Below are 13465 nucleotides of genomic sequence, written 5' to 3'. Positions count from 1 at the left end.
GACACCCCCGAGGACTCCCCATGCGCGTAGGCGCCATCGACTGCGGTACGAACTCCATCCGACTGCTCATCGCCGACACCCGGGAGGAGCAGGGCCACGCGGTGCTCGACGACGTGGTGCGCGAGATGCGCGTGGTCCGGCTCGGCCAGGGCGTGGACGCCACCGGGTGGCTCGCCGAGGCGGCGCTCGAGCGCACGTTCGCGGCCACGGACGAGTACGCCCGGCTGCTGGCGGAGCACGACGTGGAGCAGCTGCGCTTCGTGGCCACCAGCGCCACCCGCGACGCCGGCAACCGGGACGTCTTCCTCACGGGGATCCGCGAGCGCCTCGGCGTGACCCCCGAGGTCATCAGCGGCGACGAGGAGGCCGAACTGTCCTTCCGCGGCGCCTCGGCCGCCGTGGGCGGCACGGATCCCGAGGACCGGGTCCTGGTGATCGACCTCGGCGGCGGGTCGACCGAGTTCGTGCTGGGCAACTCCCAGGGGGTGCGTGCCGAGCGCAGCATGGACATCGGCTGCGTCCGCCTCACCGAGCGCCACCTCGGATCCAACCCGCCGACCCCCGCTCAGCAGGAGGCCGTGCTGCGGGACGTGGACCACGCCGTGGACGTGGTCCTGCAGACCGTGCCCCTCGCGGAGACGACCCACCTCGTGGGCGTCGCCGGCACCATCACGACCGTCACCGCGCACGCCCTCGGGCTGCCCGCCTACGACCCCGCGGCGATCGACGGCGCGGAGCTGCCCGCCGAGCGGATCGCCCAGGCGTGCCGGGAGCTCACGGGCATGACCCGCGCGGAGCGCGCCGCGCTGCCCTACATGCACGAGGGCCGCGTCGACGTCATCGGCGGCGGCGCCCTCGTGTGGCGGCGGATCGTCGAGCGGGTGGTCGCGGCCACCGGTGGACGGGTGGACTCGGCGATCGCGAGCGAGCACGATATTTTGGACGGGATCGCCCTGTCCCAGGTCGGCTGACCCGCCCGCCCCCTCCCCCCGACCCGGAAGGACACATGTCTTCCAGCGCACCCCGCCGCCGACCTCCGCGCCACCGCGCCCTCACCCGGTGGGGCGCGGTGGGTGCGGCCTCGGCCGTGGTCGGCGCGGGCGCGCTGGCGCTGCCCGGGGCAGGGCCCGCGCAGGCCCGTCCGCCCGGGCCCGCCCCCAGCATCCCGATCGAGGACCCCGTCACCGCGGCGCCAGGTCCCGGCGAGGGTGCCACCCCCGCCCCGGACACGTCCCGCATCGCCGAGGACGGGATCCGCCCCCTGCAGTACTGGCTGGACGAGTACGGGGTGCGCGAGGCCTGGGAGGAGTCCACGGGGGAGGGTGTGCGGATCGCCGTCATCGACACCGGGGTGGACGGCTCGCACCAGGACCTGGAGGGCGCCGTGGTGGGCGGCACCGACGTCTCGGGCGGCGGCGCCGACGACGGCCAGGAGGGACTCGGCACCGAACCGGAGCACGGGACGCTGGTCGCCTCCGTGGCCGCGGGTCGCGGGCACGTGCCCCCGGGCGGGCGGGACGACGACGCCCCTGGCCGGCCCGCCGGCATCGTGGGCGTGGCCCCGGACGCCGAGGTGCTCGCGGTGTCCACGTGGCTGGGCGACGAGAGCCCGGAGGTCCGCAGCGTCGACGAGCAGCTCCCGGACGCCGTCCGGTGGGCCGTGGACAACGGCGCGGACGTCATCAACATGTCGGTGGGCTCCAACGCCACCTCGTGGCCCGAGAGCTGGGACGAGGCCTTCCTCTACGCCGAGGAGAAGGACGTGCTCGTCGTGGCCTCCGCGGGCAACCGCGGGTCGGGGCTCGTGCAGGTCGGCGCCCCGGCCACCATCCCCGGCGTGCTGACCGTGGGCGGCGTGGGCCGCACCGGGGAGGCGAGCTGGGAGTCCTCCTCGCAGGGCATCTCCATCGCCGTGGCCGGCCCCTCCGAGGACATGGTGGGCGCCATCCCCGGCGACCGCTACGCCTCATGGGCCGGGACGTCCGCGTCCGCCCCCGTCGTGGCCGGCACCGCGGCGCTGATCAAGGCGAAGTGGCCGGACATGAGCTCGGCCCAGATCGCGAACCGCATCGTCTCCACCGCCCGGGACACCGGGGCGCCGGGCAAGGACCCGCTCTACGGCTACGGGGTGCTGGACGTCGAGGCCGCGCTGACGGAGGACGTCCCCGAGATCGACCGCAGTCCGCTCGGCAGCATGGAGCAGTGGGTGCGGGTGCACCGCAGGAGCGCCGCGGCGACCCCCACGGCGAGCTCCGTCGAGAGCACGGCACCCGTCACCGAGGAGGTCGAGGCGCAGGTCGCCCCGCCCGAGCCCGTCGCCCCGATCGACGAGACCGGACTGCTGCCCGTGGTGGTGCTCGCCGGGTTCGGGCTGCTCGTGCTGGGCCTCACGGCGGGTGCCGTGGTGCACATCCGCCGCATCGCGGCCACCGACTCCGACGGGGGTCCGGGCGGCGGCGCCTGAGGCGTGCGCCGGAACACGGTGCGGGCACCCCCCGCCGGAAGAGATATGGACAGCGTTCTGAGTAGACTCGGGGGCATGTCTTTCACTCAACTGGCCAAGGACCGTCCGCGCCTTCTGATCGTCGGCGGCGGCTACGTCGGCTTCACCGTGGCGCAGGAACTGCAGAAGCGGATCAAGGACTCCGGCGGAGTCGTCACCGTGGTGGATCCCAACCCGTACATGATGTACCTCCCCTTCCTGCCCGAGGTGGCCGGCGGCAATATCTCGGCCCGCAGCGCGGTGGTGCCCCACCGGCAGCACCTCAAGCACTCCGAGATCATCACCGGGCACGTGCTCGGGGTCGACCACGCGAACCGCACCGCGACCGTCAAGGGCATCGACGAGGGCGAGACCTTCGAGCTGGCCTACGACGAGATCGTCATCGCCGGCGGCTCCGTCACCCGGGCCTTCCCGATCGAGGGCCTCGCCGAGAACGGCATCGGCCTCAAGACCATCGAGGAGGCCGTGGCGGTGCGCAACTGGGTGCTCGAGCGCATCGAGGTCGCCTCGCTCACCACCGACGAGGAGGCCAGGCGCCGGGCGCTGACCTTCGTGGTGGTCGGCGGCGGCTACGCCGGCACCGAGACGATCGCCGAGATCGAGGACATGGCCCGCAGCGCGGTCGAGCGCAACGAGCGGCTCACGGTCTCCGACCTGCGTTTCGTGCTCATCGAGGCCATGGGCCGGATCATGCCCGAGGTCTCCGAGGACCGCGCGGAGAAGGTCGTGGCGCACCTGCGCAGCCGCGGCATCGAGGTGCTGCTCAACACGTCGCTCGACTCCGCGGTGGACAAGCACCTCAAGCTCGTCAACATGCAGGACAAGTCCTCGGCCGGCGAGTTCAGCACCGACACGCTGATCTGGACCGCCGGTGTGCAGGCCAACCCGCTCGTCAAGAGCACGGACTTCCCGCTGGACGAGCGTGGCCGCGTCCGGGCCGGGGCCGACCTGCGGATCACCGGCGACGACGGCCCCCTCGAGGGTGCCTGGGCCGCCGGCGACGTGGCCGCTGTGCCCGATCTCACCGGCGGGGGCGTCGGCGGGTTCTGCGTCCCCAACGCACAGCACGCGGTGCGCCAGGCGCACACGATGACCAAGAACATCGTGGCCGCCCGCGCGGGCAAGCCGCTCGAGGACTACTACCACGAGAACCTCGGCGCGGTCGCCGGGCTCGGCCTGTACAAGGGCGTGGCCAGCATCAAGAACCTCCCCGGCCTGCCGGAGAAGGGCCTGGAGTTCTCCGGTGTCGCCGCGTGGGCCATGCACCGGCTCTACCACGGCTACGCGATCCCCACCGTGGACCGCAAGGCCCGGGTCTTCACCGAGTGGGCCCTGAACTTCGTGTTCGGCCGGGACATCACCACGCTGCGCCACGAGCGGGACCCGCGCACGCGGTTCCAGACCGCGGCCGGCAAGGCACCCGCTCCGCGCAAGGCCAACCTCTGATCCGACCCGTCCTCCGCTCGACCCCGTCCCGGCCACGTGCCGCGGCGGGGTCGAGTCGTTCGACGGGCCACGAGCTCCAAGGACCCGTCCGGGCGTGCCGGAGCGCTCAGGAGCCGCCGGGGGCGGGGCGCCGGCGCAGTTCGCCGTCGCGGGCGTGGCTCATCAGCGGGCAACCGTCCCCGGGAGGCCCTGGCGGGCGTCGAGCTCGGCCACCAGCTCCTGGCAGCGGTCCTGCGTCACCGGGTGGGACCCGTCCGGGGCGGCGAGGTACTCCTTCTCCAGCTGGCGGCAGACGCGGCTGTGCAGCACCTGCAGCTCGGTCAGGTCCAGCTCCGCGAGCACCGAGGGGAACGGGTCCGCGGGGGCCAGGAACGTGTGGGGCACCGAGGGCATCGAGGACGCCGGCGGGCGGAGGAGGGACGGGGCGAGCTGGGAGTTCATGAGGGCAACCTTTCGGCCGGAGGTGGCGGGGCCGGCTGCTCGACCGGATTCCAGGCTAGGTCGCCGTGCGCCCCCTGACCAGTGCTCTGCATGATTTGCACGTCGGCGGCCGGCCCTGCCGTCCGTCACCGGGTGTGCTGGGGGTCCACGATCTCGCGGGCGTCGAGCTCCACGGTGAGCTCCTGGTGGCGCTCGAGGGTGACCGGGTGGGCGCCGGACGCGCCACCGAGGTACTCCCGCTCGAGCTGGCGGCCGACCCTGCTGTGGAGGACGTGCAGCTCGGCCAGGGACAGCGCGGTCAGATCGGCCGGGAACGCGGCCTCGGGTGCCAGGTACGTCCTGCCGACGGGTGGGGCCGCGACCTCGCTCATGCTGCCGTCGCTCGGCGCGGTGTCGGGGCGCACCGGCGGGGGGCGGGTGCCGACAGATGTGCGCCACCCGGTGGGAGTCCGGGGGAAGGGGGAACGGGGTGGTCCACGGGGGGCGGCCTCCTGCGCGTGCGACGATGTCGCGGCCGGCTGCTCGACCACCGTGCCAGACTACTGGATGCCGGGGCCGCCCGTCAGGACCGGCTCCCCCTCGCGGCGCGGGTCCGTCCCGGTGGGGATCGGGGACGAGGCGATAGGGTGGGCGGCGACCCGGTGACGTGGCCGGGACCGGCCCCCATAGCCCAATCGGCAGAGGCAGCGGACTTAAAATCCGCTCAGTGTCAGTTCGAGTCTGACTGGGGGCACTGGAAAACCTTGGGAATCCGCGGAATCTTGACGAGTCGGTCAAACTCACAGGTGGCTGATTCTCCATCTATCCTCCATTTTCGACAGAGAATCTGCACAGAAGTGGCGCGGGTTCTGGTGAGGGTGTGTTCTGCGGTTGCGATCCGTCTGGCAGTCCAAGAAGGAGATGATCAGACTCAAAGCGAGGCTCGAAGCTGGAGACCCAACCACGGGGCCACCCTGGCCTGGCACTGTCACCAGAGGCTGGTCGCCGTATACCAGGTCTCCAAGTGGTCGGCCGCCGGCTGGTCGCCGAGATCCTCGACGCGTTCCCGATATGCCTTATTCCGGAAATCGCCCGGCTCGGCAAAACCGAGCCGCGATCATGGGAGCCGTCGTCGAAGTGCAGCACGTAGATCCCGCACCGGTCCTCGCGCAGGCCGATGAACGCCGACAGCGAGACCTCGGCGGTGAGCTCCAACCGGCGGAAGGCGAGCACCCCCGTGGGGTCGGCGCTCATTAGACGGCCACCGGCGCTTCGATCTTCGGGTGCGGGTCGTAGTTGACCACGTGGAAGTCGGTGAGCTCGTAGTCGAAGATCGACGGGGCGAGTTCCAGCACCAGCGTCGGGTAGGGCCGCGGCTTCCGCGCCAGCTGCTCGTGCACCTGGACGTGGTGGTTGTCGTAGACGTGGCAGTCCCCGCCGGTCCACACGAAGTGCCGTGCCTTCAGACCGTCTGGGCGGCGACCATCTCGGTGAGAGCGGCGTAGGAGGCGATGTTGAACGGCACCCCGAGGAACAGGTCCGCCGATCGCCCGGGCCAACGGAAAGCTCAAGGGTAAGCCGCCGAAGCTCTCCCCGGCCCGGCAACGCCACCTGATCATGCTGTGGGAGGCCGGCTCGCACACGCAGGTCGAGCTGGCGGAGCTGTTCGAGATCTCGCGCACCACCATCTATCGGGAGATCAAGCGCTACGAGGCTGCACAGCGGGACCGCCCGGCCATGTTCGTCGAGGAGTCGAAGGTCGTCTGAAATCAGAGTGCACCACCTGGACGCGGCGACGACCAGGATTCCCCACAGGTGCGGTGCGCGAGCATCTGCGTCGGTCGCCGGGTGTCGAGATGCAGGAAAAACTGAACAACTCCCCGGGAACCTGGTTTCAGGCTGCGGCGGGGGCTGCGTAGCCGTACATGTCCGCTTTATGGGAGCTCAAACCAGTTTTCGATGACTCAGTCGTGCGGTCTATTATGGGCGCCGCCGCAGATCAGGTGTAGGTGCACTGAGAACTGCTTTCAGTTGCCAGGTGATGTCTACACGTTTCCCAATGGCCTCGGGTGCAGTCGAGATCCGAGAGAGTCGCACCCGGGCCTCCAAGGGCGATTCTCAAGGGTCAGTACTTCGATATCGGGTGAGGTAGACATAGATCACCGGATCGGACTGTTATTAGACCAATGGATACAAGACAGGGGCACATCTCGATGATATCGATGCGACGTGTTTCACCTTTTCTATTTCCCGTTTGCGGCCTGCTCCCCGCGGTGGTCGGTGCTGATACGGGGACACCAGTCTTTTGTAGGGGTTCACCTATGAACCTCCGGTGGTCACGGGGAAACTGAAGTCCAAGTTCGACGCCGTCGGGAATCGCTCAGAGGCGGGGAGTATTCAATCTACCGGAGGTAATAGAAAAATGTGTCCTCTTCCCTGACCGGCCGCATTTGCGGTGAATAAGATTCAAAACCGTGGACGATGCTCAGAGGATGTTCGGGGCGGCAACGCCAAAAAAATATTCATTTATGCGCCCGGGGGTGAGATTATAAAACGACCGCAGGTGATCATAGCCTCTTATGTCTCGCATTCAATGGGATGCGAGACGTCTCGTCGCAAAAATTTGCGCCCGCATGATTCTGCGGTTCTGCATGTCTCGCCTTCTTGTGCTTTATCCATGCCTCTAGAATTGGATACTCAACGTCAGTTGCGAGACAGATGGGATAGACATGGGGAAGCTGATCGGGTATGCCCGTGTGTCGACACGGCAGCAGGACGCGGACCGTCAAGTGTCCGACCTCCTGCATGCTGGTGTGCGGCGCGATGACGTGTATGTGGACAGTGGAGTGTCTGGAGGCCGTGCGTCGCGTCCGCAGTTCGATAAGTCGATCGCCGCGGTTGAGGAGGGAGACACGCTGGTCATCACGACGCTGGACCGGCTGGGACGGTCGACGCAGAACATGCTGGCCTTCGCCGAGCAACTGCGCAGCAGGGGTGCCGGGCTGCGGGTACTCAACCTCGGTGGGGGAGATGTGGACACCGCCACGCCGATGGGATCGATGGTCTTCACTGTCATGGCTGCCCTGGCCCAGATGGAGTTGGAGATCAAACGGGAACGGATCACTGACTCGGTGGCCAAGCGCCGGGCCGCCGGCAAGGACCTCGGTGGACGGCGCCAGACCTTCACCGACTCCCAGATCCGCAACGCCCTGCGGCTGATCGAGTCCGGGGAGCCGGCCACCCAGGTCGCCCGAGACCTGGGGATGTCCAGGGCCACCCTCTACCGGCGGATCCGAGAGTTGCCGCAAGCGACGACCATTTGAGGCCGTCGGTGCCTGTGGGCATCGTGATGCACATGCCGTGCCTGAGCGGGCATCTCATCGCACGGGGCAAACGGGCATGGCAACCACGTATGGTTGCGCGAGCTCCGCATGGGCGCATCCGGTATCGCTGGAGGTCCGGCTTACGTACGGCGAATCAGGTGTCGAGGAAGTCCCACTCGCTACCCAGCACCCACCGCAGCGGGCTCATCTTCCCGTTCAGCATCCCGATTTCAAAGTCCGTGTACGGCCCGAGTTGCCCCGGCTCGGTATAGGTAGCCTCGACGCTTGCACGGCCGGGGCCGGCCATGGCCTGGTTGCGCTCGAGCTCCTCTGCGTCAGCGGGGTTCAGCGCTGTGGCACCTCCGCAGGGCCTGTGGGGGAGGTGCGCGTGAACATCAGCAGGGTGGCGGTGGTGCGTTGGCGCACCTGTCCGCTGCGGGTAAGGGTGTCGTAGGCGACTGTGATGAAGCCGCGATCGGGCTGGGAGCGGGAGACCTTGATTCCGGTGACGGTGATCTCCCCGTGCACGATGTCGCCCGGCCTGGTGGGGGTGGGCCAGGTCAATTCCACTCCAGCGCCGATGATGCCGGTGGCGAAGGGTAGTCCGCTGGTGACGATCAGGCGCATGGTGATAGCGGCGGTGTGCCAGCCGCTGGCGGCCAGGCCCTGGAAGAACGTGTCGGTCGCGGCCGTCTCGTCGAGGTGGAAGGGCTGCGGGTCGTACTGGCCGGCGAAGGCGAGGATCTCCTCCCGGGTGATCTCGTACTCCTCGGTGCGGAAGCGGTCTCCGACGTTCAGGTCTTCTAGCCACAGCGATTCCATGGGTTACCTTTCGTGGTTGTCGATCGGGCAATACTTGGTTCCTGTTGTGGTCCCTGCCGCCGCTGAGGCGTCGACGCTGGCTCGGGTTATCTCGGCCATCCTGGACCTGGACCTGGCGGCCAGCGTGAACGCGGGATCAACCATCCCGTAACTCCTCGAAAGCATCCGCACCCGGATCGCGGCCATCCTCCCGCACTGACACGACGACGCACCCGGAGCGGCAGGTCGTCGGGGCGGACTCACATGGACGCGGCTTCGGCGGCGTCCGTGCGGATGAAGGCCACGTCCGTGTCGGGGACGATCCGGCCGGACGGATCGACCAGAGCGGCGCGGACGCGTTCGCCTGTATCGACGGTAAGGGGCAGCACGCGAGGACCCTGCATCTGGGGGACATGCGCTTCGCCCCACTGCTGCATGGCGACCATGACGACCTTCAGCTCCTCACCTGCCGGGGTGAGCTGATACGCGTCGCGGGTGCGCTGGCCGGGCTCCCGGTACGGACTCTTCTGCAGCACGCCGTGCTCGACCAGCGCCGATAGCCGGGTGCTGAGGACGTCCGAGGCGATGCCGAGCCGGTCACGGAACTGCGCAAACGTGCCTGCGCCAAGGAACGCCTCCCGGACGATCAGGAAGCTCCAGGAGTCGCTGAGCACTCCCAGACTCCGGATGATGGCGCACGGATTTTCGAGGGCACGCGCAAGGGTCGGTGACTGTCGGGGCATACCTGCCATCCTCCCTGGTGTGTCTGGTCGTCGAAGGCGTGGACTCGGATCGGCGCGCGGGTCACCGTATCCGTGAGTGCAGGATCAGGCGGGTGTCTGGTCTGAGTCCGGGGCGAGCTGCAGCTCGCCCCGGCCGAAGGAGAAGTTCTCCTTCGGCACCGGTATCAGTGCGACGAACACGTCGTCCCTGCCGATCCCGAGCGCCGCGGTGACCTTGCTGCAAAGGGCACGGGTCAGGGCGCGTTTGTCCGACAGGGGGCGCTCCGCGGTGAACAGCACCGTGATGATCACCGCGTCGCCGCGGCGCTCCATCCCCATGTACTGCGGGTCCAGGAACAGCTCGTCCGGTCCGTGACCGGTAATCGTGACGAACTGATCCTCCGCGGGGATGCCGAGCGCCTCGTGCAGCGCCTCCGGCAGAGCCTTGCCGAGGGTGCGCTTCTGCTCGGACGAGAACCTGCCCGCCGGCACGTGCACCTGGAACACAGGCATCCAACACCACTCCTTCGCGTCCGCGCGTCCTTCTGTGCGCCTCGACCCTGGCTAGATTGCCATAACCAACCTAGCATCGGTAGGGTCCGAAGGGCCACGACTTCAGGCGGTGTCCGCTCATGACAGACAGGAACACAGGCATGCGTTGCACCACGTACGGACGTCGCACCGGGCTGCCGGTCTCCGAGTACGCCTTGGGAACGGGGACCTTCGGCACTGGGTGGAGTGCCGGCACGGAGCGAGAGGAGGCGAAGGCGATTTTCGACCGCTTCGGGGAAGCAGGCGGGAACTCCATCGACACCTACCAGGCCGGCCAGTCCGAGCAGTACGACCGGTTCGACGAGATCAGCCGGATCGAATTGGGCATCCCGCACCAGGCGAACGCGAAGGCCCTGAATGGCCTGCAGGGCGGGCTGATCGAGTCCTTCGACGCGCCCGTGGTCCCGGTGGCGTGAGGCGATCATGACGACCCGCGAGCACGGACCCGCAGAGGAGCGGTCGCGCACCATCCACTACCAGGTGCCCGGGAAGGACAAACAGGCCCTGTTCGCCAAGTCCGGGCTCGAACAGCTGCGCGCCGTCGCCGCAGGCGAAGCGCCGGCACCGCCGATCAGCAGTCACATCGGACTCGAGTTCGTCACGGTGACCGAGGGGGATGTGGTGATGACGGCGGTACCGGACGAGTCGCACTACAACCCGATCGGATCTGTGCACGGCGGGTTCTTCGCCACCATCCTGGACTCCGTCTGCGGGTGCGCCGTGCACTCCACCCTCCCGGCCGGGGTCGGCTACACCAGCCTGGAGATCAAGGTGTCGTTCCTGCGCCCGATCACCGCCGACACCGGCCCCGTCACCGCCCACGGGTGGGTCACTCGCAACGGTCGCAGCGTCGCGTTCGCCGATGCCGACATCCGTGACAACGGCGGCCGTATCCTCGCGACCGCGTCCAGCACCTGCCTGATCATCCGTCCGGACCCCGCACCGTGACCCGGCAGGAGTCCACTGGCGCACACGGCATTTCGACGGAGCTTCCCCGCCGGCTCGGCGGGCGGGGAGCGTTCTGGGCGGCCGCATTCGTCCTCGCCCTCGCGCTGTGGTCCTCGGGTGCGCCGAGCGTTCTCTACCCGATCTACGCCGAGCAGTGGGATCTCACCCCGGTCGTGGTGACTACCGTGTTCGCGACGTATCAGCTCGCGCTGATCGTGGTGCTGCCGCTGTTCGGGAACCTGTCCGACCAGTTCGGCCGCCGCCGCATCATGATCACGGGCATCGCACTCATCGGCGCCTCCGCACTCGTGATCGCCTTGGCGCCTCACGTCGCCTACCTCTACGCCGGGCGCGTGCTACAGGGAGCCGGGGCCGGACTCGCGATGGGCGCGGCCACGGCATCTATGATCGAGAACAACACCAGCCGCGGTCCTCGGTTCGCCAGCACCATGGCCACGGTCGCGACTTCCACCGGCCTCACCATCGCCCTGCTTCTCAGCGGCCTCTTCGCCGAGTACCTGCCCCTACCGCTGCTGTGGAGCTACATCGTCCTCCTCGCCCTCGCCGGCGCTTCCATCACCACCCTGTTGCTCACGCCCGAGGACCGGCCCTCAGTGAGAACCCGGTGGCGGCCCCGGGCCCCGTTTGTGCCCTCCGGCATCCGCATCGGGTTCGTCATCGCGACCCTGTCGGTCGCCCTGGCCTACAGCGTTGGGGCGATCTTCCTCTCTCTCGGCGCGCATATGATCGACCAGTTCACCCACACCGACGACACCGCCATCGTCGGTACTCTCCTCGCCACCTCCTCCGCGTTTATCGGGATCACGGGACTCTTCCTCGCCCGCATATCCCCTCGCACCCTTATCCGGGCCGGTACCGGACTCACCCTCGTCAGCCTCGCCCTCATGGTCGCTGCCAGCGCGTTCCAATCCCTCCCGCTGTTCCTGGCATGGTGCGTCATCGGCGGCATCGCCTACGCGCTGGCGTTCACCGGCGGCCTCGGACTCATCACCCGACTCGCGCCTGAACATCACCGCGGCGCGACCCTCTCATTCCTCTACCTCATCGCCTACACGCTGCAAGCCGCCACCGCCATCGGCGTCGGGGCACTCGCCACGACGACCTCCCTCGGCACCGCGGTAGAGGCCGCTGCGATCGCCCTGACCCTGCTGTCCGCAACGGTGGCGGCGCTACTGCTCGCGGACCGGCGCACCACCGCGCACACAGAACCAGCTTCGTCATAACGGACCGGTTCAGACTCACCCGAGCAGCGCACCGGGGCAATCTCCTGTCCGCGACAACGAATCCGAGGCCCTGCAAGCGGTTCTACACGTGGCTCGAGAGGTGTTCGGGGAACTACCTGACGCCTAAGGCAAGCTCCTCGAAGTGATCAATAGAAGTTCTCGTGAGAGCGTTCTGCGCGCTGGGATCGGGTGCAGCTACAACACCAGGACCAACTAACCGGTTGCAGGCTGCAGCGCGGACAGCGGGTGCCAAAAGGGCGGGCTTCGCTTTACATATGGCTCGTTAGAGGCAGGCCGCCAGGCGAGGTCATCGCAATGATGCTGGCCGTGAGGCCAGCCTCGGCCACATTTCGTGCTGACCATGTTGCCCTCAAGGTTGCTGTGTGGGCGCAGGTGTTCCGGTGCCTTCGGGTGGCGCCCGACGGGGGAGATCGTTTAGGGCCCTCTCGGGTGGTGATGAAGCTCCGGGGCGGGACAATGGGAGGTGATGGGACCTTCTGCCGCCCGTATGTTATTGCTCACCGCCGCGCTGCTGCTCGGCGGGGGCACGGCCCCGGGGTGGCTTCTCGGCCGCAGTGGCGTGGGGGCGTTGGGGCTGGTCCTTTTCGGCGTCCTGGTCGTCGCGGTGGTCGTGGCCGCCGTCATCGTGGTGGTCATCTGGCGGGCCATCCGCCGCGACTGACCAGCGCTCCGGCCGAGGGAACGCATTGCGGATCTGGTCCTACCTGTCCACCGGGGTCCCGGAGGAGGGATGCAGGGATTCCACGGACCGTCGGGGCCCTCAGCCGGTACGGACCGGCCAGGATGACCGCGGATGCGGTAGGGGACGCTAGTCAAGTGTACCTTCAGCACATCGTGGACGAGCGTTGCCGGTAAGAGGTCCCTTCGCGATCGTTGGTCAGCGCATAGCCAGAAGCCCCTGCATCGGACAGATGCTCCTTGGGGTACCACAGGGGTGGGCTACCCGCACTCGTCGTAATGGTCCTCATGCTCCGAGTGCCGGTGGAAGTCGTGGAGATAGTCCACGTGGTCGCCGTGCTCGACGGTCTCGTGCCCGCAGTTCTCCCCGTGGGTGTGCTCTTCCTTCGTGTGCTCCGCCTGCTTGTCGTGGGTTGCCATAATGATCCCCCTGGGACGGCAGGGCCAGGGGCAGGCCCGTCAATCCAGTGGAGCACCGTTCCCGGGCACGTGGCAATACCTCGCCCGGCGCATCAGCGCCCGAGCCGGCCCCGCCCGAGCGGGATGCTCTTGACGCTGCAGTAGAGGTTTCTCAGCGGGCGCTTGGACAGGGCCCGTCGTGGCCGGGGTGCCATCGCTGGTTGCGGTTCATTGTCTCGGTCCGGAGAGCGAGGACTGCCCCATCCTGCAGGATGGCCATGGCGCAGTGACCGTGCCCACCTCGTGATGTGAGAGGTAATGGGCGGCGAATCCACCTCGGCCGAGCAAATGGTATATCGAGGGAGGTGGACGTGACGTTCAGCCTTCGGAGCCGGCAGCACGATCCCT

Annotated in this window: 15 protein-coding genes, 1 tRNA gene and 1 pseudogene; 10 read left to right on the top strand and 7 right to left on the bottom strand. The window is 68.3% G+C overall.

All coding sequences use genetic code 11. The annotated features are described in order from the left end of the window. The first annotated feature begins 20 nt into the window (after positions 1 to 20). From ACFYE3_RS09115 to ACFYE3_RS09105, 3 genes are all read left to right on the top strand, one after another. Positions 21 to 971 (top strand): Ppx/GppA phosphatase family protein, encoded by a 951-nt coding sequence (locus tag ACFYE3_RS09115; RefSeq protein ID WP_387608241.1) that lies wholly within the window; start codon positions 21 to 23, stop codon positions 969 to 971. A gap of 35 nt (positions 972 to 1006) precedes the next feature. Continuing rightward, positions 1007 to 2464, top strand: coding sequence for a S8 family serine peptidase (locus tag ACFYE3_RS09110; RefSeq protein ID WP_387608239.1), 1458 nt, complete (start codon positions 1007 to 1009; stop codon positions 2462 to 2464). Positions 2465 to 2539: 75 nt separating this feature from the next. Next, positions 2540 to 3949 (top strand): NAD(P)/FAD-dependent oxidoreductase, encoded by a 1410-nt coding sequence (locus ACFYE3_RS09105; RefSeq protein WP_387608236.1) that lies wholly within the window; start codon positions 2540 to 2542, stop codon positions 3947 to 3949. A gap of 162 nt (positions 3950 to 4111) precedes the next feature. On the opposite strand, the gene ACFYE3_RS09100 is transcribed toward ACFYE3_RS09105, so the two are convergent. After that, positions 4112 to 4390 (bottom strand): hypothetical protein, encoded by a 279-nt coding sequence (locus ACFYE3_RS09100; protein WP_387608234.1) that lies wholly within the window; start codon positions 4388 to 4390, stop codon positions 4112 to 4114. 125 nt (positions 4391 to 4515) lie between these two features. Continuing rightward, positions 4516 to 4761, bottom strand: a complete 246-nt coding sequence (locus ACFYE3_RS09095) for a hypothetical protein (RefSeq protein ID WP_387608232.1) — start codon at positions 4759 to 4761, stop codon at positions 4516 to 4518. 288 nt (positions 4762 to 5049) lie between these two features. On the opposite strand from ACFYE3_RS09095, the gene ACFYE3_RS09090 reads away from it, so the two are divergent. Beyond that, positions 5050 to 5123: transfer RNA gene (locus ACFYE3_RS09090), tRNA-Leu, on the top strand. Between the two features lie 499 nt (positions 5124 to 5622). Here ACFYE3_RS09090 and thyA read toward each other — a convergent pair. Then, a pseudogene (gene thyA / locus ACFYE3_RS09085) lies at positions 5623 to 5918 on the bottom strand (thymidylate synthase); the annotation flags it as partial. Between thyA and ACFYE3_RS09080 the strand changes: the two are divergent. Together ACFYE3_RS09080 and ACFYE3_RS09075 are read left to right on the top strand one after the other, a co-directional pair. Further along, complete coding sequence (locus ACFYE3_RS09080; protein WP_387608507.1) at positions 5915 to 6136, top strand: helix-turn-helix domain-containing protein; 222 nt, start codon at positions 5915 to 5917, stop codon at positions 6134 to 6136. The pseudogene thyA and the gene ACFYE3_RS09080 sit on opposite strands and share 4 nt — an antisense overlap. A 962-nt stretch (positions 6137 to 7098) precedes the next feature. Next, on the top strand, positions 7099 to 7692 hold the full coding sequence (locus tag ACFYE3_RS09075) for a recombinase family protein (RefSeq protein WP_387608229.1): 594 nt from the start codon (positions 7099 to 7101) through the stop codon (positions 7690 to 7692). Between the two features lie 345 nt (positions 7693 to 8037). On the opposite strand, the gene ACFYE3_RS09070 is transcribed toward ACFYE3_RS09075, so the two are convergent. The 3 genes from ACFYE3_RS09070 to ACFYE3_RS09060 form a co-directional block, all read right to left on the bottom strand. Then, on the bottom strand, positions 8038 to 8514 hold the full coding sequence (locus ACFYE3_RS09070) for a MaoC family dehydratase (protein WP_387608227.1): 477 nt from the start codon (positions 8512 to 8514) through the stop codon (positions 8038 to 8040). Positions 8515 to 8753: 239 nt separating this feature from the next. Continuing rightward, complete coding sequence (locus ACFYE3_RS09065) at positions 8754 to 9167, bottom strand: winged helix-turn-helix transcriptional regulator (protein WP_387608224.1); 414 nt, start codon at positions 9165 to 9167, stop codon at positions 8754 to 8756. A 153-nt stretch (positions 9168 to 9320) separates the two neighbouring features. Further along, the gene (locus tag ACFYE3_RS09060) at positions 9321 to 9728 is read right to left on the bottom strand and encodes a tautomerase family protein (RefSeq protein ID WP_387608222.1); all 408 of its coding nucleotides are present in this window, start codon (positions 9726 to 9728) and stop codon (positions 9321 to 9323) included. A gap of 140 nt (positions 9729 to 9868) precedes the next feature. Between ACFYE3_RS09060 and ACFYE3_RS09055 the strand changes: the two genes are divergently transcribed. The 4 genes from ACFYE3_RS09055 (at position 9869) to ACFYE3_RS09040 (ending at position 12641) form a co-directional block, all read left to right on the top strand. Then, positions 9869 to 10183, top strand: a complete 315-nt coding sequence (locus ACFYE3_RS09055; protein WP_387608220.1) for a hypothetical protein — start codon at positions 9869 to 9871, stop codon at positions 10181 to 10183. 7 nt (positions 10184 to 10190) lie between these two features. Then, complete coding sequence (locus ACFYE3_RS09050; protein ID WP_368823435.1) at positions 10191 to 10715, top strand: PaaI family thioesterase; 525 nt, start codon at positions 10191 to 10193, stop codon at positions 10713 to 10715. Beyond that, positions 10712 to 11959 carry an MFS transporter gene (locus ACFYE3_RS09045; protein WP_387608218.1) on the top strand — a complete coding sequence of 416 codons (1248 nt, stop codon included), beginning with the start codon at positions 10712 to 10714 and terminating at the stop codon, positions 11957 to 11959. The genes ACFYE3_RS09050 and ACFYE3_RS09045 overlap by 4 nt, the downstream gene beginning before the upstream one ends. A 508-nt stretch (positions 11960 to 12467) precedes the next feature. Beyond that, a complete protein-coding gene (locus ACFYE3_RS09040; protein WP_387608215.1) occupies positions 12468 to 12641 on the top strand; it encodes a hypothetical protein in 174 nt (57 codons plus the stop codon). A gap of 278 nt (positions 12642 to 12919) precedes the next feature. On the opposite strand, the gene ACFYE3_RS09035 is transcribed toward ACFYE3_RS09040, so the two are convergent. Continuing rightward, positions 12920 to 13078 carry a zinc transporter permease gene (locus ACFYE3_RS09035; RefSeq protein ID WP_387608213.1) on the bottom strand — a complete coding sequence of 53 codons (159 nt, stop codon included), beginning with the start codon at positions 13076 to 13078 and terminating at the stop codon, positions 12920 to 12922. Positions 13079 to 13465 lie beyond the last annotated feature (387 nt).

Source organism: Kocuria arenosa (genome assembly GCF_042879215.1).
In the GTDB taxonomy this organism is placed as follows: Bacteria; Actinomycetota; Actinomycetes; order Actinomycetales; family Micrococcaceae; genus Kocuria; species Kocuria arenosa.
This window is presented reverse-complemented; position numbering and strand designations above follow the sequence as displayed.